This window comes from Mesorhizobium sp. B3-2-1, assembly GCF_006439515.1.
Lineage (GTDB): Bacteria > Pseudomonadota > Alphaproteobacteria > Rhizobiales > Rhizobiaceae > Mesorhizobium.
The window spans coordinates 1-22,325 of record NZ_VFTI01000024.1 but is presented as its reverse complement, the minus strand read 5'-3'; the positions used below and the strand labels follow the sequence as shown (position 1 = coordinate 22,325).

Annotated in this window: 18 protein-coding genes, 1 tRNA gene, 1 rRNA gene and 2 pseudogenes; 7 read left to right on the top strand and 15 right to left on the bottom strand. The window is 62.1% G+C overall.

The window, feature by feature from the left end; all coding sequences use genetic code 11:
- Nucleotide 1 precedes the first annotated feature (1 nt).
- Nucleotides 2–2,773, top strand: a complete 2,772-nt coding sequence (locus FJW08_RS22675; protein ID WP_246682496.1) for a phosphoenolpyruvate carboxylase — start codon at nt 2–4, stop codon at nt 2,771–2,773.
- Here FJW08_RS22675 and FJW08_RS22670 read toward each other — a convergent pair.
- From FJW08_RS22670 to trbB, 12 genes and pseudogenes are all read right to left on the bottom strand, one after another.
- Nucleotides 2,710–4,071, bottom strand: coding sequence for a HEPN domain-containing protein (locus tag FJW08_RS22670; protein ID WP_140812368.1), 1,362 nt, complete (start codon nt 4,069–4,071; stop codon nt 2,710–2,712). The two genes, FJW08_RS22675 and FJW08_RS22670, sit on opposite strands and share 64 nt — an antisense overlap.
- Nucleotides 4,072–5,122: 1,051 nt before the next feature.
- A complete protein-coding gene (locus FJW08_RS22665; RefSeq protein ID WP_140812367.1) occupies nt 5,123–5,344 on the bottom strand; it encodes a DUF2274 domain-containing protein in 222 nt (73 codons plus the stop codon).
- Nucleotide 5,345: 1 nt separating this feature from the next.
- Nucleotides 5,346–6,481: pseudogene (locus FJW08_RS22660) on the bottom strand (TrbI/VirB10 family protein).
- 2 nt (nt 6,482–6,483) lie between these two features.
- A complete protein-coding gene (gene trbG, locus FJW08_RS22655; RefSeq protein WP_140812366.1) occupies nt 6,484–7,542 on the bottom strand; it encodes a P-type conjugative transfer protein TrbG in 1,059 nt (352 codons plus the stop codon).
- On the bottom strand, nt 7,539–8,228 hold the full coding sequence (gene trbF, locus FJW08_RS22650; protein WP_140812365.1) for a conjugal transfer protein TrbF: 690 nt from the start codon (nt 8,226–8,228) through the stop codon (nt 7,539–7,541). The genes trbG and trbF overlap by 4 nt, the downstream gene beginning before the upstream one ends.
- Nucleotides 8,229–8,231: 3 nt before the next feature.
- A complete protein-coding gene (gene trbL, locus FJW08_RS22645; protein ID WP_140812364.1) occupies nt 8,232–9,599 on the bottom strand; it encodes a P-type conjugative transfer protein TrbL in 1,368 nt (455 codons plus the stop codon).
- 2 nt (nt 9,600–9,601) lie between these two features.
- Nucleotides 9,602–9,925, bottom strand: a complete 324-nt coding sequence (gene trbK-alt / locus FJW08_RS22640; protein WP_140812363.1) for a putative entry exclusion protein TrbK-alt — start codon at nt 9,923–9,925, stop codon at nt 9,602–9,604.
- Nucleotides 9,926–9,936: 11 nt separating this feature from the next.
- On the bottom strand, nt 9,937–10,695 hold the full coding sequence (gene trbJ / locus FJW08_RS22635) for a P-type conjugative transfer protein TrbJ (protein WP_140812362.1): 759 nt from the start codon (nt 10,693–10,695) through the stop codon (nt 9,937–9,939).
- On the bottom strand, nt 10,692–13,142 hold the full coding sequence (gene trbE / locus FJW08_RS22630; protein ID WP_140812361.1) for a conjugal transfer protein TrbE: 2,451 nt from the start codon (nt 13,140–13,142) through the stop codon (nt 10,692–10,694). The genes trbJ and trbE overlap by 4 nt, the downstream gene beginning before the upstream one ends.
- Nucleotides 13,143–13,152: 10 nt before the next feature.
- The gene (locus FJW08_RS22625; protein WP_140758187.1) at nt 13,153–13,434 is read right to left on the bottom strand and encodes a VirB3 family type IV secretion system protein; all 282 of its coding nucleotides are present in this window, start codon (nt 13,432–13,434) and stop codon (nt 13,153–13,155) included.
- Nucleotides 13,431–13,766, bottom strand: coding sequence for a TrbC/VirB2 family protein (locus tag FJW08_RS22620; protein ID WP_140812360.1), 336 nt, complete (start codon nt 13,764–13,766; stop codon nt 13,431–13,433). Before FJW08_RS22620 ends, FJW08_RS22625 begins: the two co-directional genes overlap by 4 nt.
- A complete protein-coding gene (gene trbB / locus FJW08_RS22615; protein WP_140812429.1) occupies nt 13,763–14,746 on the bottom strand; it encodes a P-type conjugative transfer ATPase TrbB in 984 nt (327 codons plus the stop codon). Before trbB ends, FJW08_RS22620 begins: the two co-directional genes overlap by 4 nt.
- A gap of 426 nt (nt 14,747–15,172) precedes the next feature.
- On the opposite strand from trbB, the gene FJW08_RS22610 reads away from it, so the two are divergent.
- From FJW08_RS22610 to FJW08_RS22600, 3 genes are read left to right on the top strand one after another with little or no spacing between them, the layout of a single operon-like run.
- Nucleotides 15,173–15,832 (top strand): amino acid ABC transporter permease, encoded by a 660-nt coding sequence (locus tag FJW08_RS22610; RefSeq protein ID WP_140812359.1) that lies wholly within the window; start codon nt 15,173–15,175, stop codon nt 15,830–15,832.
- Nucleotides 15,822–16,481 carry an ABC transporter permease subunit gene (locus FJW08_RS22605; protein WP_140758185.1) on the top strand — a complete coding sequence of 220 codons (660 nt, stop codon included), beginning with the start codon at nt 15,822–15,824 and terminating at the stop codon, nt 16,479–16,481. The genes FJW08_RS22610 and FJW08_RS22605 overlap by 11 nt, the downstream gene beginning before the upstream one ends.
- Entirely contained in the window at nt 16,481–17,251 is a 771-nt protein-coding gene (locus FJW08_RS22600; RefSeq protein ID WP_140812428.1) for an amino acid ABC transporter ATP-binding protein, read from the top strand. Before FJW08_RS22605 ends, FJW08_RS22600 begins: the two co-directional genes overlap by 1 nt.
- 87 nt (nt 17,252–17,338) lie before the next feature.
- On the opposite strand, the gene FJW08_RS22595 is transcribed toward FJW08_RS22600, so the two are convergent.
- Nucleotides 17,339–18,037 carry a response regulator transcription factor gene (locus FJW08_RS22595; protein WP_140812358.1) on the bottom strand — a complete coding sequence of 233 codons (699 nt, stop codon included), beginning with the start codon at nt 18,035–18,037 and terminating at the stop codon, nt 17,339–17,341.
- A 688-nt stretch (nt 18,038–18,725) separates the two neighbouring features.
- Between FJW08_RS22595 and FJW08_RS22585 the strand changes: the two genes are divergently transcribed.
- The 3 genes and pseudogenes from FJW08_RS22585 (at nt 18,726) to FJW08_RS22575 (ending at nt 21,146) form a co-directional block, all read left to right on the top strand.
- A complete protein-coding gene (locus tag FJW08_RS22585) occupies nt 18,726–19,076 on the top strand; it encodes a transposase (RefSeq protein ID WP_224595414.1) in 351 nt (116 codons plus the stop codon).
- 29 nt (nt 19,077–19,105) lie between these two features.
- Entirely contained in the window at nt 19,106–19,420 is a 315-nt protein-coding gene (tnpB, locus tag FJW08_RS22580) for an IS66 family insertion sequence element accessory protein TnpB (protein ID WP_210241208.1), read from the top strand.
- A gap of 66 nt (nt 19,421–19,486) precedes the next feature.
- A pseudogene (locus FJW08_RS22575) lies at nt 19,487–21,146 on the top strand (IS66 family transposase).
- A gap of 509 nt (nt 21,147–21,655) precedes the next feature.
- Here the strand turns inward: FJW08_RS22575 and FJW08_RS22565 are convergent.
- Nucleotides 21,656–21,732 (bottom strand) — tRNA-Met (locus FJW08_RS22565).
- A gap of 156 nt (nt 21,733–21,888) precedes the next feature.
- Nucleotides 21,889–22,003: ribosomal RNA gene (rrf, locus tag FJW08_RS22560) — 5S ribosomal RNA — on the bottom strand.
- Nucleotides 22,004–22,325: the final 322 nt, after the last annotated feature.

Genomic DNA, 22,325 nt, shown 5'->3' with positions numbered 1-22,325 from the left:
TTTGGAACAGAGCAGACGCATCAAATTTCGTGAGGACGAACGCAGCCTCTTGTTGCGCCTGCTGCTTCAGGTCGCAAGCGCGCGTGAGCCCGAGATCGCCGCCGTCCTGACCGGACGCAGGTCACTTGTCTCGCTTGCCGCGGAGCAGCGCGTCCCGGCGCTTCAGGCGAGCGGCGTCTGGTTCCAGTTGCTGGCGATTGCCGACGAGTTGCTTGCCATGCGGGCGCGTCGCGAACTCGAACAAGGCGCCGGCGTCGACGACGTGCCCGGCTCCTTCGGCAGCGTGATCGCGCGGATGGCGGCGAACGGCCATTCAGCGGAGGAAGTCCAGGTGGCGCTCGACGGGCTTTGCGTCGGCCCGACCATGACCGCGCACCCGACGGAGGCCAAACGCGTCACGGTGCTGGAGATCCACCGTCGTATCTATCGCAAGCTGACCGAGCTCGACCAACCGCGCTGGGCGCCACGCGAACGCGACCTGCTGGTCGCCGATCTGGAAAGCGAGATCGAGCTTCTGTGGATGACAGGCGAGCTACGATTGGAGCGCCCGACGGTCGAACGCGAAATCGCCTGGGGCCTGCATTTCTTTCGCGAAGTCATCTTTGAGGCAACGCCGCAGCTCTATGGAAAGCTTGAAGGCGCCATCGAGCGTCACTATTCGGCAGCGCCGATCAGAATTCCTTCCTTCATGCGCTATGCCTCGTGGATCGGCGGCGACCGCGACGGCAACCCGAATGTGACGGCCGCCGTCACCGCCCATGCCCTGGCCGAATACCGCGATACCGCCATGGGCTGGTATCTGGCGCAGATGCAGCGGCTGGTGACGGTGCTCAGCGCCAGTTCGAACGTCATCGACCTGCCGGCCAGCTTCAAGCCGGTGTTGCATACTGCGCTTGATAAAAGCGGACAGGCTGACGTGATCAGCGCCCGCAACCCTGACGAACCGCTTCGCCAGTTTGCTTCGGCCTTGTTTGCCCGCCTAATAGCCACGCGGGACGGCAGCGCGGCAGCGTACCCGTCGGCAGAGGGGTTTCGTTCCGATTTGAACGCGCTGTCTCGCGTTCTCGAAGCAATCGGAGGGCGCGCGGTAGCCAGGCGTTTCGTCCAGCCCCTGCTTTGGCAAGTCGGAAGCTTCGGCTTCCGCACCGTCTCGCTCGACATCCGGCAGAACTCCACGGTCGTCAACCGCGTGCTGGCCGAGCTGTTTGCACTGACAAATCCCGCCGATCCGGCCGAAGCCGGCACGCCGCAATGGTCGGCGCGCATTCGCAAAGCTATCGCTGAGGGTGAGCGGCTGGAGATCGACGCCAGGCACCTCTCGCCTGAAGCAGGTGAACTGCTTTCGACATTCTCCGTCATCGCCAAGCACATCTCCAGCTCGGATCCCGACGCTGTCGGCTCTTTCGTTCTCTCGATGACCCGCTCGGTCGACGATCTGCTCGCGGTCTATCTGCTGGCACAATATTGCGGACTCTCAACCGCGCCCGCCGGCGGCACAATCAGGCTGCGGATCGTGCCATTGTTCGAGACCATCGCCGATCTGCAGGCCGCGCCGGGCATATTGAACGGATTGCTCGACGTCTCTTTGGTGAGGCGCACGGTGCGCGATTTCGGCGCGCGCCAGGAAATCATGCTTGGCTATTCGGATTCCAACAAGGACGGCGGCTTTCTCGCTTCCAATTGGGAACTGGCCAAAGCGCAAAAGCGCCTCGCTGCCGTCGGGCGCAAGCACAAGGTCAGGATCAGTTTCTTTCACGGTCGCGGCGGCTCCGTCAGCCGTGGCGGCGCGCCGACCGGCCGAGCAATCGCGGCGCAGCCGCAAGGCACCGTCACTGGCACCATGCGGGTGACCGAGCAGGGCGAGGTCGTGTCATCGAAATTCGCCAATCGCGGCACCGGCCTCAACCAGCTCGAAATTCTCGCCGCCGCAGTTCTCGCCCACAGCGTCGTATCGCCCGGAGATGTCGAACCGAAGGAAACGCCGGAATTCGACGAGGCGCTGGAAGCGCTGGCGGGCATGTCACAGGCATCCTATGCCCGGTTGATGGCCGAGCCCGGCTTCCTCCAGTATTTCAACGAGGCGAGCCCGGTCGCGGAACTGGCGCTCCTGAAAATGGGCTCACGGCCGGATCGCCGTTTCGATGCCAGCGGCATTGCCGACCTGCGCGCCATTCCATGGGTGTTCGCCTGGAGCCAGAACCGTCATCTGCTGACCGGCTGGTATGGCATTGGCAGCGCGCTCAGCGCTTTCGTCACGGTGCGTGGCGAGGCTGGGCGCGAACTTCTGGGCCACATGTTCGAGCACTCGCGCTTCTTTCGCCTGATCGTCGACGAGGCCGAGAAGACGCTTTACCAATCGGACATGGAGATCGCGCGGCTCTACGCCGGCCTGGTGTCCGACAGCGACGCGGCCCACCGAATCCATGCCCGCATCGCCGCTGAACACGAATTGACGCGACGCCTGATCGGCGACCTTACGGGAGGCGATCTTCCCGAGCGCTTTCCGATGTTCAGGCGGCGTTTCGACAGTCTGCGGCGACAGATGGACGACATCCACAGGCTGCAGGTCGATCTGTTGCGCGATGTCAGGGCAAAGACGGCGGATCAAAAGCGTGCGACCGACGCTCTGCTTGTATCGATCAATTCATCTCGGCTGGCCTTGGGTGGACGGGATAGGCCGGGGTTAACCACCTACGCCCTCGGCAATCATCATGCGCCGAACTTAGTTCTATCAATCGCCGCTAGAAAATCATCCTTTGTCTTGAATCTTTGAAGGTTGGCTACCGCTTGAGCAAGAGCAGTCCTTATGTTAACGAAAACTTGGTCAAGCTCAATTTCATCTAATGCCGTCAGCCGATGGTGAATGTATTGAGATCTCATCTTATATGAACTCTTAAAATTTTCAACTATTTTCTGCCGTTTATCAGGAACTCTAGTAGTCAAGAAGGCCACCCTCTCCGCTACGTTTTGCTGAATGGGCTCGCTCGCATTTCTCAACATCAGCCCTTCAATAGCCGAGAAGGCGAACACCAACCGGTCAGAAAGTTCGGGAAACGTAATGGCACGTGCGAAAGCGAGGATACTTGAGCGAATAGCGCGCCCAAAATCCGATAACTTATCAAGGTCAAGGAGACTGCCCACGACGGCCAGATTTTCCTCCCGAAATCCGATAATGTCGCGTTTGCTGATGCGCCAGTGCTCAACGCTGTCAATAGCGACTCGTGACGCATATCCGAGAGCCCCATCTGCACCTTGAGTAAGAACATGGCTCTCAGGGACCGAGAGTGCGCCAAGCAGCGTAACCGGGGACATCATGGTCGAAGCTACAGTTGCTACAGAGAAAAATCGCAGCAGCCCAATGGCATCGGTAGCTCTCTGCAATGCGGCTTCTTGAGCGTAACCGGGTTCCGATATAATTTGCATTTCTATCGCGGAACAATCCTCCATCTTTTTGCGTAAATGAGTTATAAAAGAAGCAATACTTTCCTCTTTGTATGGCACTACCTGGAGGATACGCTCACTTAAATCGTCAAAATATTTCGGGCCCATTGGAACTATTTTTGTAGGGCCAAATTCAAACGCCTCCTCAACGGCCAGATGCTGAATGGGCACGACGGCCGTCAGAGGGACAACTTCTTTTGAACATCCCTCTAGGAAGAAATCGCAGAATGGACCATCTGAACGCGTTCGGAAGCGATGACGCACCCAGTCGATGAACACTCGCTCGACGAACTTCCAACTGACGGATTTTTGCGCCCACTTAGCTTTGAGAATAGCATCAATCAGCTTGATCAATTTCTCGTAGTCTAGCCGAGTCAGCCCGAAAGAGCGCGAATCGTGCCACATAAAGATCAAGGCATCATCACGGGATGACTGATGCAGCCACATCATCGGCTCACCTACGATATCATCGTCAGTGATAGTGGTAGCGTTATCCGGTTGCCACCAGTCGCCTTCCTTGCTGTTCTTCTTAGCTATTTCGATTTCTCGGACAAGCAAGAAAGCCTCTGAGGCCAGAGCCTCTATTGAGGCGGCCGCAGATGGATGAAACTCAAAGACGATTGCCGTCATTCACGCTCCGTGAATATGCTCATTCATCAACTGCGACAACGCAGGAAATATACGGCATAGCGACGATACCAGCATTCGTTTATCCCCAATATGCCCGAAGATGGCAGGCACTCCTACATGCACAAGTAGGCCACAAGCCACTACGGCTGTGAATACAGGCAGCAACTGAGAGAACTTGCGGATGAAGCAGTCACACTCTCTCCACCAGAGACGACATGCAAATTTCGCACTTTGGCCCCGAAGTGGATGAACGGCTCAAGATTTCATCCACTCCCTTCACTCAAGGGCATTTTGGAAGGGAGAATGGTGCGGTCGAGACGGCTCGAACTGAAATTTAGATGTTTTAAATCAGATAGTTACCTGTCGTATTTCGAAATTTTGTAGTGCAATTAGCAGTGCATTTTACCGGTAGATGTGAATACGCTCCGCGACCCTTTCTGGAGAATCGCCGACCGAGAAACCCGGGGTCGACCGTAGAGTCCTCACGGATTTGGCGACCTTCCTTCGGAGATTTGGTGGGCCCGGAGGGCGTCGGAAGAAAATCGATTTCATTGGCTTCTTCGTGGGCCCGAACCGTCAAATTTCCCGCATTGTTCCGTATCATCCCGCGACGAATTGCTGACTGGAGGCGATCGAGGAAACGCTATCGCCTCGCTACGCGGGCAATTCGCGTCGGAACCTAAAATTCGAATGCTAAGCTTGCTGTGCCACGATTGGCCCTGGCGCCAAAATTCATGAACTAGCGAGGCCAAATGCAGAAGATGACGCCTCAGATATTGGCCAGCGTAGCCAGCATCAGAGCCTGATCGCCAGCGTCGTCATGCCGGGCGGCAGCTCCAGCATCGGCTCCTACTCGTGCAGATAACAGTGTCGGGCGCATCGAAAGATCAACCATTCGACCTATTGGTGAGTACAAGTTTTGGCCGTTCATGACGGGCGAATAAAGCCTCGTTGGACCGTATCTGCTCGTCGTCCTGCGGAAGCCATGGACAGGAGTATCCATCGGCGTCTCGGCTCAAGACGCTCGCCGGTCGTCGGCGATGGGAAAGCTCTAAGCCTCCTCCTTCTTTGCTTTCGCAAAGCCGCGATCGGTTGCGATGAACCGTTCAAGCATCGGCGCGATCAAGCGCGATGGATTGGCAGATGGCTGCCCGGTCTCGCGCCCAAGAATTTCTGCGTATTTCACCAAATCACGGTGCAAAGGCGCCGGCAATTCCACCGTAATCTTGACTGGCTTGTCGTCGCTGATCGTTGCGAGTTTCAACTTGGCCATATCAACCTCCGTATGGTTCCAGCGCAAGGTCGCGGGTGACGAGGACGCGAACGGGAAACCCGGGTCGGATCGTAAGCGTCGGCGCCACATCGAGTTGCCGCTGAACGACCTGTTGGCCTACTTGGCTAACGCTATCGGAGGCGCCGCTGCGCAGAGCACGCACGATATCGCTGTCCTGGTCGGACGAACCGGCCTGCGCGCCAACGCTTAGAACGGTCGACAACGCCGCAGCCTTGAACAACTCGCCCCAATGATAGTCGACGCCGTCCTCGAGCCCGGCATACCCCTGCTCATCCGCCCCAGGCTGCCGCTCCAGAACGATCGAGCGTCCGTCGGGAAAGATCAGTCTGTTCCAGACGAGCAGCACGCGACGCTGTCCCGAACCAATTGCGTTATCGTATTGCCCAATAATACGAGTGCCTTGCGGGATGAGCAGCGAGCGGCCGGTGGGACTGTCATAGACATTTTCGGTTACCTGAGCGCTGATCTGCCCCGGAAGGTCCGACCGGATACCCGTGATAAGTCGGCCGGGATCACGGCACCGGCTTGAAGCACATAAGGTGACGCCGGCGGCGTGACGCGATCTGGCGCCACGGTCCGCCGGTCAGCGGCAGCGGACAGGAAGGCAAGCTGGCGATCCTGCGCATTTGGTTGACCGTTCTGACTGGCAGGGTCGATAACTGCAGGGGCGGACGCCTCCGCGGTCCTGGCATCTCCTTGCGTTGTCTGGAAAAAGATGCGTGAGGTTCTGGCCGCTTCCTCTTCGGCTCGCCGGCGTTGCTCGGCTTCGTCAATCGCGGCGCTGGCGATCGACGGTGGCACGACGGCCTGTCCCTTGTTTTGGGCATCAAGGATCGGCCTGCCGAGATCACCAGGCAGCGGCGGCCCAAGGATCGGGCCGGCATAGTCGCGCGGCAGGCGCGCCAGTCCGTCGGCGGGCGGCCGATTGGAGGTAGGGTAGAGCTCTTCACCCTGCTTGATTGTGTTAGCATCCTGCAGCGCGTAGATCAGCGCGCCCGCGACACCGAGCGAGGCGACGAAGCCGATGCCTGCGAGCATCTTGCGCGACAGGCGCGTCACACGCGGCGGGTCGGCGCGAAGCCGCATGGGTTCGACGGCCATATCATTCTCGTTCATGCCTAAAGCTCTCCCCTGTGCCTTGCGTTCGGCGCCTTCGACGCGACGCCGTCGCTTGGTCTCCGCCACAACCCATCGGTTCTTCCTCCATCGATCCGGACGATCCTTACCGTCTGCTGCCGCTTTCCAGCGCCAAGACGCAGTTCGGCCGCACCAAAAAGGCGGTCGACGATCAGGACGTTTCGATAGACGCGGCTGTTGGTGATTTCAGCCTCGCCGTCCGGACCGATCACGAAAATCGGCGGCATCTCGCCTTGCACGATGCCGCGCGGAAACTCGATGTAGACCCGGCGGCCATCGTCATAGGCGCTCACCGGCTTCCAGGGCGGGCTGTCACCGGTAAGGCCGTAGCGATAGTTGCGTGCTGTAACGTCCGGTATGGTCGGTGTTGTGGTGACGGTCTGCAGGAGGCCCGCTTTCAGAGCCGGATAGGACCACGCAACGGCAGGCATGTAGGGCTTCGCGCCTGAGCGTAGCTCAAGCATATAGCTGCGCCGGTCGGTGGCGATGACAAGGTTCGTTGTGATGTCCGCCCGCGAGGGTTTCACCAGGACGTGGACGCGTCGGGCAATGCCGGACCCGCTTTCGGTGTCGCCGATGATCCAGCGCGCGGTATCACCGGCCGCGATCGGACCGTCGCCGGTCAGGCTCTCGCCCGGCTCAAGCGCGATGTCCGTTATCTGGCCAGGTGCGGCGTAGACCTGATAGAGCGCTCCTTCGCTCCATGGGTAGATCTGGATCGCGTTGTAGTAGCCCTCGCGGCGCGGTTCCACGCGCGCCGCGGCGTTGGCGTTCTCGACACGGGCGGCCGGCGTTTCGCCGATGGCGCCGCCCCGTGCCGGGGCCCAGCCCGGTGGCACGCGAAGAGGTTTCGGCCTTGGATCGGTCGCGGCGGCCGGAGCCGGCGGCAAGGGCGGAACATAGGTATCGTAGCTGATCTTCGGCGGCTTCTTCGCAGGCGTGGCGCAACTCGCAAGCAGCGTCGTCCCCGAGACCAGCATGGCCGATAGCAGGTATCTTGAGAAAGTCGTGCCGGCAACAAGACGCGACGTCGGGCTCATTGGCTCATCTCCCGCGACCAGTTGATGGCGTTGACGTAAATGCCGAGGGGATTGGCGCGAAGCCGTTCGGCGTCGCTTGGCATCTGCGTCACGATCGTCAGGATCGCGGTCCAGCGCTCGGTGCCTGAAAGCTGACCGTTTTCGTAGTGATGCTCGATCCAGGCGACACGAAAGGAGTCCGGCGAGGCCCTGATGACCGAAGAAACGTCCACGGCGACTTGGCTCTTGCCGACCTTGGAGAAAGGATCCGCTGCGCGAGCATAGTCGTTGAGCGCCGCCGCGCCCTGGTCGGTGGTCCATTCATAGGCGCGCAGCCAGTCCTGACGCAGGATGATTGGGTCAGCTGGAACAGAGCGCACCTGTTCGATAAAGCGGGCGAGATGCCACGCGATCTGCGGATCGGTCGGCTTATAGTCCGCGGTTGCTGGCGCGGTCGCTTGAGCCTGGCCCAGCCTATCGACCTGCACGACCCAGGGCACGACAGTGCCGCGGCCCGACTGCCAGACGAGTGAAGTGGCGAGCCCCGCCGACAGGATGAGCGACCCGAACGCCATGGCGCGCCAGTTCCGTGCCTGCACGCGTGCCGAGCCGATGCGTTCGTCCCAGATCTGCTCGGCCTTTTGATAGGGGGTTTCCGGTCGAGGGGTCTTGCCGTAGTGGACGGCGGGGCGCCTAAAGATGTTCATGGGTCATTCGCCTTCAGAAAGAGAAACGGAAGCGCCGCCGCCATGGCTGTCGCCGGCGCGCACCGCGTGGGCAGCGGTCTGGGCGCCGTGAGAGAGGCGCTGGGAGCGATGCAAGCGTCTGGCCCATTCGGGCTCTCCTTGAGCGCTGGATGGCCTGCCCGCGCCGGGCGCAGGAGCGGCTGAGGTCTCGGCGCCTCCGATTGTACCCATGGTCGACGAACCGCCGGTGGTTTCAGCGGCCGAACTGGCGCCGGAGGCGAAGCTTGACCTAAGCGATTGACCGGTGTTTGCGGCGGCGCGCTTGAGCGGAGAGGCTGCCGCCGAAGCGCCAGCGCGCGCGATGCCGCCCAAGCCGGAGGCGATGCCTGCCACGCCAGACTGGCTGGCTGCGCCAAGCGTATAGGCGGCCGAACCGCCGCCAGCGAGTGACATACCGCCACGCGCGGCCGACATCGCTCCCGAGGATGCGGCGGTCGCGCCTCGCGCCGCCAGGCCGGCTGCGCCATAGCTCGCCACCGCCATGCCGCCCGCGGCAAGGCCAGTGCCCACGGCCGCACCGGCGCCCAGCTGCGGTCCACCCGCGACGAGGCCATTGGCGATGCCGGGACCGAAGATGCCGAGGCCAAGCAGCGACAGCGCCGCCAGCACGATCGCCATGGCCTGGTCGATGGTGGGGTTCTCGCCGCCGAAGCCTTGGGTGAATTCGCTGAACAGCGTCGATCCGATGCCGATGACCACGGCAAGCACCAGAACCTTGATGCCCGACGAGATGACGTTGCCGAGCACGCGTTCGGCCATGAAGGCCGTCTTGCCGAAGAGGCCGAAAGGGATCAGCACGAACCCGGCCAGCGTCGCCAGTTTGAACTCGATCAGCGTCACAAAGAGCTGCACCGCCAGGATGAAGAAGGCGAGCAGGACAAGCGCCCAGGCGAAAAGCAGGCAAGCGATCTGGATGAAGTTTTCAAAGAAGGAGATGTAGCCCATCAAACCGGAGATCGCCTCCAGCAATGGTCGTCCCGCGTCGAGGCCGGTTTGAGCTACCTTGCCGGGGTGTAGCAGATCCTGTGCCGAAAAACCGGTTCCACCCGCCTTGAGACCAAGACCGGAAAAACTCTCGAATACGATTTGGGCGAGACCGTTCCAGTTGGAAATCAGGTAGGCGAAGACACCGACGAAGAGCGTCTTCTTGACGAGCCGTGCAAGGATGTCGTCATCGGCGCCCCAACTCCAGAAAAGCGCGGCAAGCGTCATATCAATGACGATCAGCGTGGTGGCGACGAAGGCGACCTCGCCGCCGAGCAGGCCGAAGCCGCTGTCGATGTAGCGGGTGAAGGTGGCCAGGAATTGGTCGATGACACCGGTATTGCCCATATCTACCGGGCCTCGTGCAGGGCAGCATCTGGCGGCCGCGAAGCGGCCGGCTCGCCTAAGCTGCCCGACGGCTTTTGGAGACTGAGGAAGCGATCGCGCTGTTCGGCCCACAGCCGCGCACATCCATCGTCTCGCAGAGCAGCCTCGCCCAGCGCCTGGCAGCGGCGCAGACCATCGCGAAGCGGGTTTGGCATCGAGGCCGCCTGTGTGTGTGCGCCCTCGCCCGCCGACTTGTTCTCCTTCCGGCTCACACCGAGCGCGGCGGCCGTGAGGGCGGCCGCGACAAAGATGACAGCCACGGCACGAGCGAGGGTTTTGCCGTCCATGGTCATCGACCTCAGCGGTTGAACATCTGGACCGAGCCAGCCTGGTAGCTGGGGCCTGGGGTCAGGAAGCGGCGGCGTTGCTCGCGGCCCTGATCGACCGCGGCAGCACGCTCGGCCTCGGTCAGCGCCTGGGCGCGACCGTTGGCGGCGACAACAGCGGTCAGGTCCGCGAGCTGTTGGCCCTGCAGCGCAAGAAGCTGATTGCCAGCTTGCGTCGCCTGCAGCGCTCCGGTTGCCGATTGGCTGGCGCCGACCAGCGCCGACATCTGTGCGCGGCTGGTCCCGATATTTCCGACGACGCCCGCCTGGATGCGCATGGCGTCCTGGAGACCGCCTACCGTGTTTTGCCAGCGCGAACGCGCGTCCGTGACGAGCTGCTGGTCGGAAGCGGAGAGTGAGGCGCTGCCGTATTGCTGCTGAAAGGCCTTGTCGACCTGCTGGACGTCGAAGGCGATGTTCTGTGCCTCGCCGAGAAGCTGTTGCGTGCGCTGCACCGACTGTTGCAGTTGCTGGAGCGAGGACAAAGGCAGGCTCGCCAGGTTGCGCGCCTGGTTGATCAGCATCTGGGCCTGGTTCTGAAGCGAGGTGATCTGGTTCGTGATCTGCTGCAGCGAACGCGCGGCCGTCAGGACATTCTGGGAATAGTTCGACGGATCAAACACGATGAAGGCATGCGCTGCCGCAGTCATCATCGGCGAGATCGCGACCGGCGCGGCGAGCATCGCCGCGGCCAGCAGAAGGGCGCGCCGGCGGCTTTGACGAATAGTCATTGTTGGGGATCCTTTTCAGGTTCAGGGGCGGTGAGATCGGGAATGAGGTCGGCGGCCCAGCCGACATCGCGGGCACGCAGCCAGGCTGACAGGAAGTCGTCGCGGCCGTGCTCGGCGATGATGCTGCCGATCAGGGCCTGATCGCTCTTCGAGGACGCGGCGCAAAGTGCCAGCCCGACCTCGGACAGGCCGAGCTCGAAGAGACGGTTGCCGCGACGCGACTGGCAGTAATAATCGCGCTTGGGTGTCGCTCGCGCCAGGATCTCGATCTGGCGGTCGTTCAGGCCGAAGCGGCGATAGATGGCGGTAATTTGCGGCTCAATGGCGCGTTCATTGGGCAACAGCAGCCGGGTCGGACAGCTTTCGATGATCGCCGGCGCGATAGCCGAATTGTCGATGTCGGAGAGTGACTGGGTGGCGAAGACGACGCTGGCATTCTTCTTGCGAAGCGTCTTCAGCCACTCGCGCAACTGCCCGGCGAACGCGTCATCGTCGAGGGCAAGCCAGCCTTCGTCGATGATGAGCAGTGTCGGACGACCGTCGAGCCGGTCGCCGATGCGATGAAACAGATAGGATAGGACGGCCGGCGCGGCCTGCGTGCCCACCAGACCCTCGATTTCGAACGCCTGCACGGATGCCTGGCCGAGGTGTTCGGCCTCGGCGTCGAGCAGCCGGCCGTGAGGGCCGCCAACACAGTAAGGACGAAGCGCCTGTTTCAGGTCATTGGCTTGCAAAAGCACGCTGAGCCCGGTGATGGTGCGCTCCTCGACCGGAGCCGAAGCCAGCGACGTCAGCGCCGCCCAGATATGCTCCTTTGCGTCCGGGGTGATCACGATGCCCTCGCGCGTCAGGATCGCGACGATCCAGTCAGCCGCCCAAGCGCGCTCGTACGTGTCATGAACGCGGGCGAGCGGCTGCAGCGAAACGGAGGCGTCCATGCCTTCGGTAAGATGACCGCCGAGATCGTGCCAGTCGCCGCCCATGGCTAGCGTCGCCGCCCGATTCGAGCCGCCGAAGTCGAAGGCGAAGATCTGAGCATTGCGGTAGCGGCAAAATTGCAGGGCCATCAGCGCCAGCAGAACCGACTTGCCAGCGCCGGTGGGGCCGACGACCAGCGTGTGGCCAACATCGCCGACGTGAAGGACCAACCGGAACGGGGTCGAGCCTTCGGTCTTGCCATAAAGCAAGGGAGGACTGACCAGATGCTCGTCCCGTTCCGGCCCCGCCCACACGGCAGAGAGGGGGATCATGTGGGCGAGATTGAGCGTTGAGATCGGCGGCTGGCGGACGTTGGCATAGGCGTGCCCTGGCAAGGAGCCGAGCCAGGCGTCGACGGCGTTGACGGTCTCGACAATCGCCGTGAAGTCGCGGCCCTGGATGACTTTCTCGACGAGCCGCAGTTTCTCGTCGGCCACGCGCGGGTCGGAATCCCATATGGCGACGGTCGCGGTGACATAGGCCATCCCCGCCATGTCGGCGCCGAGCTCCTGCAGCGCCGTATCGGCGTCGGCCGCCTTGTTGGCGGCGTCGGTGTCGAGCAGTGCTGATGCCTCGTTGGTCATCACCTCCTTCAGGATCAAGGCGATACTCTTGCGCTTGGCGAACCATTGCCGCCGTATCCTGGTCAACAGGCGGACAGCGTCGACCTTGTCGAGCAGGATCGCGCGGGTCGACCAGCGGTACGGGAAGGCCAACCTATTGAGGTCGTCAAGCAGGCCGGGTGTCGTGGCGGTCGGGAAGCCGACGATGGTGAGCACGCGAAGATGCTTGTCGCCAAGCCGCGGTTCGAGCCCGCCGGCGAGCGGCTCGTCGGCCAGCAGCGCATCGAGATAGATCGGGGTCTCGGGGACGCGCACCTGATGGCGTTTGGTGGAGACCGTCGTGTGCAGGTAGATCAGCGTTTGGCCGTCATCGAGCCAGTGGCATTCCGGCATGAACCCGTCGAGCAGGGACAGCACGCGCTCTGTCCGGTCGACAAAGGCGCGCATGATCTCACCCGGATCCGCGCCCGACTGGTCGCGGCCCTCATAAAGCCATCCCTCGGCGCGCGTGGCGTCTTCGGGCGGCGGCAGGAACAGGAATGTGAGAAAGTAGCTCGATACGAAATGAACTCCTTCCTCGTCGAAGTCGGCTTTGCGCTCGGCGTCGAGCAGGCCGGAGGCCGCATTGGGAAACTGGCTTTCGGGATAGGAAGCCGCTTCGTGCCGCTGTGCTTCAACGAAGATGCTCCAACCCGAGCCGAGGCGACGGAAGGCATTGTTGATGCGCGATGCCACCGCAACAAGTTCCGCCGCTACGGCGGAGTCGAGATCGGGCCCGCGAAACCTCGCGGTGCGCTGAAAGCTGCCGTCCTTGTTGAGCACGACGCCCGGCGCGACGAGAGCGACCCAAGGCAGATAGTCGGCAAGGCGGGCAGCCGTCCGGCGGTATTCGGCAAGGCTCATCATAACGACGCCCTCAAACCGACAGATGTCCGGGCAGCCGCAGGTGCCGGCGTCCGACCTCGAAAAACAGCGGATCGCGCCTGGCAGCCCACACCGCCATGACATGTCCGATTGCCCAGATGAGAAGACCGACCAGCCAGAGCCGCAGCCCAAGACCGACAGCGCCAGCCAGCGTGCCATTCAGGATCGCGATTCCGCGCGGCGCGCCGCCAAGCAGGATCTGCTCGGTCAGGGCCCGATGGACGGGCACCGACCACCCCGGCACCGCGTCGAATTGTTCGAAAGCTGCTGTCATGAGATCAACGCTCCGCCGCCGAACGAGAAGAACGACAGGAAGAAACTCGACGCCGCGAAGGCGATCGAAAGGCCGAAAACGATCTGGATCAACCGCCTGAAACCGCCCGAACTGTCGCCGAAGGCCAGCGTCAGGCCGGTGACGATGATGATGATGACGGCGATGATCTTCGACACCGGTCCCTCGACCGACTGCAGGATTTTTTCGAGCGGCTGTTCCCACGGCATCGAGGAGCCCGAGGCATGGGCGTTCGACACGACCAGGAGATTGACGGCTAGGGCGACGGCTCCTGCGGCCATATTGCCGTGGCAGTGTGCAAGGAGGCGGATCATGAGGTTTCTCCTGGGTTGGTGGGCTTGGCTTCAGCAATGCGATAATCGCCGTCGGGGCCGAGACCCTCGATCCGAACGAGTTCGCTAAGCCGCCGCGCGGCGCCACGTCCCGACAGGACAGCCACAAGGCCGATCGTGTCGGCGATCAACGCACGCGGGACAGTGACGACGGCTTCCTGGATAAGCTGCTCAAGGCGGCGCAGAGCGCCAATACCGGACCCCGCATGAAGGGTGCCGATACCGCCGGGATGCCCTGTGCCCCATGCCTTCAAGAGGTCCAGGGCCTCGGCGCCGCGCACTTCGCCGATTGGGATGCGATCAGGCCGCAGGCGCAGCGAGGAACGAACCAGGTCGGAGAGCGTGGCGACGCCATCCTTGGTGCGCATTGCGACAAGGTTGGGCGCGGCGCATTGCAGTTCGCGGGTGTCCTCGATGATGACGACCCGATCCATCCCTTTCGCCACTTCGGCGAGCAGCGCGTTGGTGAGGGTCGTCTTGCCGGTCGATGTGCCACCGGCAACGAGGATGTTAGCGCGGCCAGCAACCGCGGCGCGCAACATCGCGGCCTGGCCAGAAGTCATGATGCCCGCCGCGACATAGTCATCGAGCGTGAACACGGCGACCGCAGGTTTGCGGATCGCGAAAGCCGGCGCGGCGACCACGGGCGGCAGCAGGCCTTCGAAACGCTCGCCGGTTTCCGGCAATTCGGCCGAGACGCGCGGGGAACGGGAATGGACCTCAGCGCCGACATGATGGGCGACCAGGCGCACAATCCGCTCGCCAGCGGTAGGCGCGAGCATTTCCCCCGTATCGGCCAAACCTTCCGAAAGCCGATCCACCCAGATCCGGCCATCCGGGTTCAGCATAACCTCAACGATCGCGGGATCGTCTAGGAACCGGGCGATGGCGGGTCCGAGCGCGGTCCGCAGCATACGCGAGCTGCGCGCGCGTCCCTCGGTATCGTTATGCGAGATAGCCATCCTGTCCCCGCTTGGGCCGGGAACACGTCGAACTGTCCCCGGGTCGGGGACGATCAAAGCCTTGGAGCAGTCCGATTCAACGCGTTTCAGCCGCCGTCGTAGCGTAGCGCGCAAATACCGGCGAACGGCGTCGCCGCAGGCCGTGGCGGTCTACGGCGACGCATTGCGCCATTCACCGCAAATGCGTGCAATATAAACTTCCGCAATACTATGTCCATGTTTATTGACACCCGACTCCCACCGGGTTTAAGAGAGAGCCATCGATCGCCTGGCCGTACAGCCGATCGTCCTTTTCACGGCGCGGAGGATAGCCATGAGGTCCGGTCCAGAGGGCGCGATTTCTCAACGCAACGCCGCCTTCCTCAGGCACGCCGAAACGATACTGACATCGTCGTCACCCGCCTCGACAAAGAGGGGTGGCACCCCGTGAGCATGCTGGACATCTGGCTGGGCATTCTGCAGGGGCTGGATATCACCGCACAGGTCACAGCCTACGGCCTGGTCTTCGCCGTCCCCTTCGCGCTCGTTTTCGGCGTCGCGCAGTTTCTGACCACCGGTATAGCGCGCTTTCTGGTTACCGCCGTGATCGAATTCTGGCGCAGCTCCGCGGTCGTCGTCCTGCTTTTCGTCTTTTACTACGTGCTGCCGGTCGTGGGCGTCACTCTATCGGCGCTGACCGTCAGTGCATTGGTGCTCGGCCTCAATAGCGGCGGCTATGCCAGCCAGGCGGTGCGCGCCGGGCTCCAATGTCTTCCTGCCGGCCAGCGCGAGGCTGGCATGGCGCTCGGCCTCTCGCGCCCGGCGATCCTGCTTCTGATCGAGCTCCCCCAGGCGTTGGTCGCCATGAGTCCCACCTTCGTCAACAACCTTATTCAGCTCGTCAAGGCGACTTCCCTTGTCTCGTTGGTCACGTTGACGGACATGACGTTCCGCGCCAAGGAAATCTCGCAGACCGAATACGACCCGGTCGCGATCTATTCGGCGCTGCTGCTAGCCTTCTTCGTCGTCTGTTATCCGATCGCACTCGCCGGACGCTGGCTCGAGAAGCGGGTCAATCCCGAAAGAGGAACGCCTCGTGGGATTTAACCTCGATTTCGCACTCTCGACCATCCCGACCATAATCGGCGCGATAGGGAATACCCTGCTCGCCACGGTCTTGAGTTGCCTCGGTGCGTCGGCGCTTGGCTTCACTTTCGAAATGATCCGCCGCGGGGGCGGAGCGCCTGGCCTCGCCGTGCGCTTCCTGATCGACTTCATCCGCTCAACGCCGGTCCTGGCCTGGCTCTATTTCCTGTATTTCGTCATGCCCTTCTACGGGATCCGCCTTGGCGCCATGACGGTGGGCATACTGGGGCTGAGCCTGTACTACAGCGGTTATCTGGCGGAGGTGTTCAAGGCGGGCATCGACGCAATTCCAAGCGGCCAGCTGGAAGCAGCCAGAGCCTTGTCGCTCACCCGCCGCGACACGATCATTTTCATCATCGGACCGCAAATGCTGCGCAACATCGCCGCGCCGCTCGGCAACTACCTGGTTTCGATCCTCAAGGCGACGCCTTATCTCGCGATCCTGGCCGTGCCGGAAATGCTCGGGCGCGCCTTCGATATCGCTTCCGAGACCTATCGTTACGCGGAGCCGCTGACCGTCGCCGGCGTTCTGTTTCTCGCCCTGGCGCTGATCGTTTCTTATGGCGTGAAGTGCATCGAGCAGCGCCTGCTTGCAGCTGGACGTCGCTGATGCTCGCTCAAGCCCCAATCTCCACCGCTCAATCCTTCCCCCTTGTGCGTATCGACGGCCTCAACAAGTGGTTCGGTGCCCTGCAGGTTTTGAAAGACATCGATCTGACGGTACGAGCGGGCGCACGCGTCGTCGTTTGCGGACCGTCCGGGTCCGGCAAGTCGACATTGATCCGCTGCATCAACGGTCTCGAACCTTTCCAGAAGGGAACGATCCAGTTCGAAGCGATAACTCTGGGAAAAGATGCTCGCGATACCGCGCGGGCGCGCCGACAGACAGGTATGGTCTTCCAGAGCTTCAATCTCTTTCCGCACCTCACCGTGCTCGCCAACTGCACGCTGGCGCTGCGCCGGGTTCTCCTGAAACCGGCGCGCGAGGCCGAAGAGATCGCCATACAGCATTTGACGACGGTGCACATCCCCGAAAAGGCGCATGCCTACCCGGCCCAGCTCTCGGGCGGTCAACAACAGCGAGCGGCGATCGCGCGCGCTCTCTGCCTCAATCCCCGCATCATGCTGTTCGATGAACCCACCTCGGCGCTTGACCCGGAAATGATCAAGGAAGTCCTGGACGTGATCATCGCGTTGGCGGGAACCGGCGTGACCATGGTCTGCGTGACCCATGAAATGGGTTTTGCACGCGAAGTCGCGGACGAGATCGTTTTCATGGACGAAGGCCGCATTGTCGAGCATGCCTCTTCCAATGACTTTTTCTCTAGAGCCGCTCACCCACGCGCCCGGCTGTTCCTCGATACCATCCTGAGCCATTGAGGGCAGATGCCTGTGACCCGGCGTGCCGGCCAAGAGCTCGGACGGACGCCAACACGCGTCCGGCAGGTGCCGGACGCGCCAAGCAGGTTACCACTCCGGCGCGAACGCGTAGCCTGCGGAGCGGACGGTCCTGATCACATCGCTTCCCACGGATGCCCGAAGCCTTTTGCGCAGCCTTGCTATATGAACGTCGACGCCCCGCACATCAGTTGCGGCGGCATGTTCAGGCCATGCGGTCGCGACCAGTTCCTCGCGGCTGAAAACCTTGCCTGGTTTTGCCAAAAGGCTTCGCAAAAGCTTGAACTCGATCGGCGGCATGACAATCTCGTTTTGCTTGAAGAATGTCCGGTGGGTCTGTCGCTCGAGCCGAAAATCGCCATGCACCACATCTCCCGAGTCCGTTTCGCGCGATAGCTTCGCAAGACCCGCTTTGCCATGCAGCCAGGTCAGCAGCTGTTCGGGCGCAAACGGCCGCGAAAATATCTCGTCGACGCCAGCCTTGATCAGTTCGAGCTGCAGCTTGCCGGAACGGGGAGCGACGAGGGCTGCGATGGGGATGCCTCCCGTCGCTTCGCTCGATTTCAGCGACAGGCACTGTTTGGCGATTTTGCCGTCGCCGGGTTGACAGTCCAGGATAACGGCAAGCGGCGCCGCCGCCTTGATGACACGTGCGATTTCCTTGTCTGCCGTGATCAGTCGGGTTTCGAAGCCGGCAACCGAGAGGATGTGGCCGAAAACCAGGAAGAAATCCGGGTCCTTTGAGGAGATCAGGGCCAGTGGCTTCATGCGTCCATCAACCGAATCCGAGGCACCATGGGCGCAAACGGCCACTCTGTCTGATTTTTCGCCATTTTTTATGTAACATCAAATCGGTAGAAGCTGCCGAGTGCACACGAATTTACGCCAGAATGCGACAATTTTCGCCACTTTTCGATCTCTCGTCGCACACGGAGCGCACACGAATATATGGCCACCTACCCAAAGCTCTCGTCCGGTTCCTGGCGTGTCCAAGTTCGTCGCAAAGGTCACTACGTCAGTGAGACCACCTTCCTGCGCCGAGACGACGCGCGTCGCTGGGCGACCGAAACCGAGCGCTTAGTCGAACGCGGTGAGTCGCCGACCAAGTCCCGTATAGCGCGCCTTAAAACTTTCGGCGCCTCATCGACCTTCATATCGACGACATGAGCGATGTAGGCAAGTCCCCTCGCCGCTCCAAGGCCGCACCCCTCAATATGCTCCAATGACATCTGGGGAAGATCATCCGCCACGTTTTCGGGGCGCGTCCAGGCGGACGACAAGCATGACTTACAAGGTTGGAATTCTCGCCTTCGACTCGTTGGTCGGCGACCCGAGCAAGGAGCTCGGAGCTCAAATCATCGTACGCCTCCGGCGAGGGCCGCCTTGCGCGAACATGGGCCGGTAGCGAGGCTGCGCTCTTAAGGTCGTCCTTACGAGCGGAGTTCGCAGCACAGCCATGAGCCAGATGACGATATTGACCGGGCCCGAACGCCGTCGTCGTTGGAGTGAAGAGGATCAGTGCCGGATACTGGCCGCAGCATTCGCGCCGAGGGCCACAGTGGCGGCGGCGGCGCGTCAGTACGATGTCGCGACCAGCCTGATCTATAAGTGGCGCCGCACGTTAAGAGCCCGGGAAACGGGCTTTGCCGAAGTTGTCGTGGTTCGCGATGAGCCTGCCGCCGCTTCGGTGCCGGCGCCACCAGCCGTGATCGAGCTGGAGATCGCCGGCAAGGTGCGGCTGCGGATTCCGCTGACCACGCCGCCGACCCTTGCGGCGGCGATGGTGAAGGCGCTGGGCGTATCATGATCCCGGTTCCGAGCCAGGTGCGGATCTGGTTGGCGGTCGGCCGGACCGATATGCGTCGTGGGATGCAAGGCCTCGCTCTGCAGGTCCAGGAGACGTTGGGCCGGGATCCGCATGCCGGCGATCTATATGTCTTCCCCGGCCGCAACGGCAATCTGATCAAGACTATCTGGCATGATGGGCTCAGCATGTCGCTGTATGCAAAACGGCTCGAGAAGGGCCGGTTTCTATGGCCGTCGCCGGCGGACGGCACGGTTTCCATATCACCGGCGCAGCTCGCCTACATGCTCGACGGGATCGATTGGCGCAACCCGCGCCACACGTTCCGCCCGCGGCGCGCGGGCTGAGTTTTTCTTTGATTTTGCGCCATTTTCCGCGAGCCAGCGGACGCGTTTTATGATTCACTCCAGGGCATGGTTGCCACCGCCCAGGATGCTGTTCCGGACGATATCGGCGCGCTGAGAGCAGCGCTGAGCGCGGCGCTGGCCAGAGCCGAAGCTGCGCTGGTCGAGGCCGAACTGGCGGTCGCCAGGGCCAAGGCATCGGATGATGCGGCGCTGATCGCACATCAGGACCTGACGATCCGGGAGCTGCAGCGGGCGCTGCACGGTCAGAGTTCTGAAGGCTCAGCCCGCCTGCACGACTAGATGGAGCTCACCTTCGAGGAACTCGAGAGCACGGCGACGGAAGACGAGATCGCCGCCGCACAAGCCGCGGCCCGGACCACCGAGGTGGCGCCTTATGTGCGCAAGCGAGCGGCGCGCCAGCCATTTCCCGAGCATCTGCCACGCGAGCGCGTGGTCGAGCCGGCGCCGACCGCTTGCGACTGCTGCGGCGGTCACCGGCTGCGCAAGCTGGGTGAGGACATCACCGAGACGCTGGAGGTGGTGCCACGGCAATGGAAGGTGATCCAAGACGTGCGGGAGAAGTTCACCTGCCGCGACTGCGAGGCGATCAGCCAGGCTCCGGCGCCGTTGCACGCCACCCCACGCGGCTGGGCCGGTCCCGGCCTACTGGCGATGATCCTGTTCGAGAAGTTCGGCCAGCATCAGCCGCTCAACCGCCAGGCTGAACGCTATGCCCGCGAAGGCGTGCCGCTCAGCCTGTCGACGCTCGCCGACCAGGTCGGCGCCGGCGGCGCGGCGCTGATGCCGCTGTTCAAGCGGCTCGAAGCCCATGTGCTGGCCGCTTCACGTCTGCACGGCGACGACACGACGGTGCCAGTCCTGGCCAAGGGCAAGACCGATACCGGCCGATTATGGACCTATGTGCGCGATGACCGACCGTTCGGCGGCGCCGATCCGCCGGCGGCAGTGTTCTACAATTCCCGCGATCGCCGAGGGGAACATCCCGCGGCGCATCGCCGGCTGGAGCGGCATTCTGCAGGCCGATGCCTTTGGCGGTTATGTCGATCTCTATGCGTCGGGTCGTCAGCCGGCGCCTGTTCTGGAAGCCAGCTGCTGGGCCCACGGCCGGCCCAAAGTGTTCGAGCTGGCCGATATCGAAGCGGCGGCGCGCAAGAAGGCGCGCGGCGACAAGCCCAACCTGGTCCATCCGCGAGCGGTTGAAGCCGTGAAGCGCATCGATGCCTTATTCGATATCGAGCGCGCGATCAACGGCATGTCGCCAGGCCAACGCCACGCCGCGCGCCAGGTGCGGAGCCTGCCACTGATCACCGAGCTCAAGCGCTGGATGATCGAGACACGCGACAAGCTCCCCCGCGGACACGATCTGACCAAGGCCTTCAACTACATGCTGCGCCGCTGGTCATCCTTCACCCGGTTCCTGGACGATGGGCGGATTTGTCTGTCGAACAATGCAGCCGAGCGAGCCCTGCGCCGCATCGCTCTCGGCAGAAAGTCATGGCTGTTCTGCGGTTCCGATCGCGGCGGACAGCGCGCTGCCGTTCTCTACAGCCTGATCGTCAGCGCCAAGATGAATGATATCGACCCGCAGTCCTGGCTCGCCGACGTCCTCGCCCGACTGCCCGCCTATCCGGCCCATCGGATCGATGATTTGCTGCCATGGAATTGGAGATCCGCAAAACTGCGGACTCAACCAGCGGCGGCCTGATATGCAGCGCAATAAGGTGCTTCACGTTCACACCGTCGAACGTGTCGCCAGGGACCTCGGCGTCAGCGAAGAGCTCATCCAGGACCTGACGCTCGGTCTCGAGCCCGAGGACGGCGTCATCTGGGTCTACGGGCCAACGATGACGACGGGATCTTGGCCTTCACCGATGAAGGCATCGAGGAGGTCGAACTCCTCCTCGAAGAATATCATCGCGTCTCCCCATCGAAAGCTTGACCTCAGCACTGCGGTGTCATGGCCGCCGGATACGAACGCCTGCGGTCTTCACCGGATGAGTACAAATCATCGCGACCATTCCGTGTAAAACGCCGGTGCCAACTTGTTGACCGCGAAGCCTGGCGAGGGAAGGTCTGCGCTAGGCTAGGACAGTTTGTGTTGAAGACTGGCTGTTTGGGTCCGGCTGATCGTCGCCCACGACGATTGTGTGCCAGTCCAACAATAAAGCCGTCTCGATTGTTCAGATCGAGACGGCCGGTGATTTATGGCAAAATTGGTTGCGGGGACAGGATTTGAACCTGTGACCTTCAGGTTATGAGCCTGACGAGCTACCGGGCTGCTCCACCCCGCGTCAACCGTTGGACGTAAGCCGAGGCCTACAGATAGTAAGGATGTCCACCAAATGAAAGGGCCGCTTAGAGCGGCCCGAGGTTTCCCGTTGGCGGGCCATGTGCAGAGAAGATTTCACTCCATCCGCTTGGATGTGAGTTCAACGTGCGTTTAGCAGACCTGGCAGCGACCTACTCTCCCGCGTCTTGAGACGAAGTACCATCAGCGCTGGAGCGTTTCACGGCCGAGTTCGGAATGGGATCGGGTGCAGCCGCTCCGCCATAACCACCAGGTCGGCAAAACGCACGTTGTTCGAGAAGCTGTTTTGAGCGAATGGCCGACAGAGAGTAGCGAATAGGGAACCCTATCTGCTGCTTTCTCTGAGCTGTTCGCTGGTCTTTTTTGTGCCAAGGCGACGTTTGCAGTTTGCCTTCGGGCGAAGCCCGCAAGCGCGACTGCGCGTCGCCGGTTTACCGGCGCCCTCGCGGAGCATAGGCCCGTGAGGGCCGCTCATGCGTGAGCGCTGGCAAGACCATTTGATGGACATTAGGAATGAGAACGATCAAGCCGATCGAACTATTAGTACCGGTAAGCTTCAAGCGTTGCCGCTCTTCC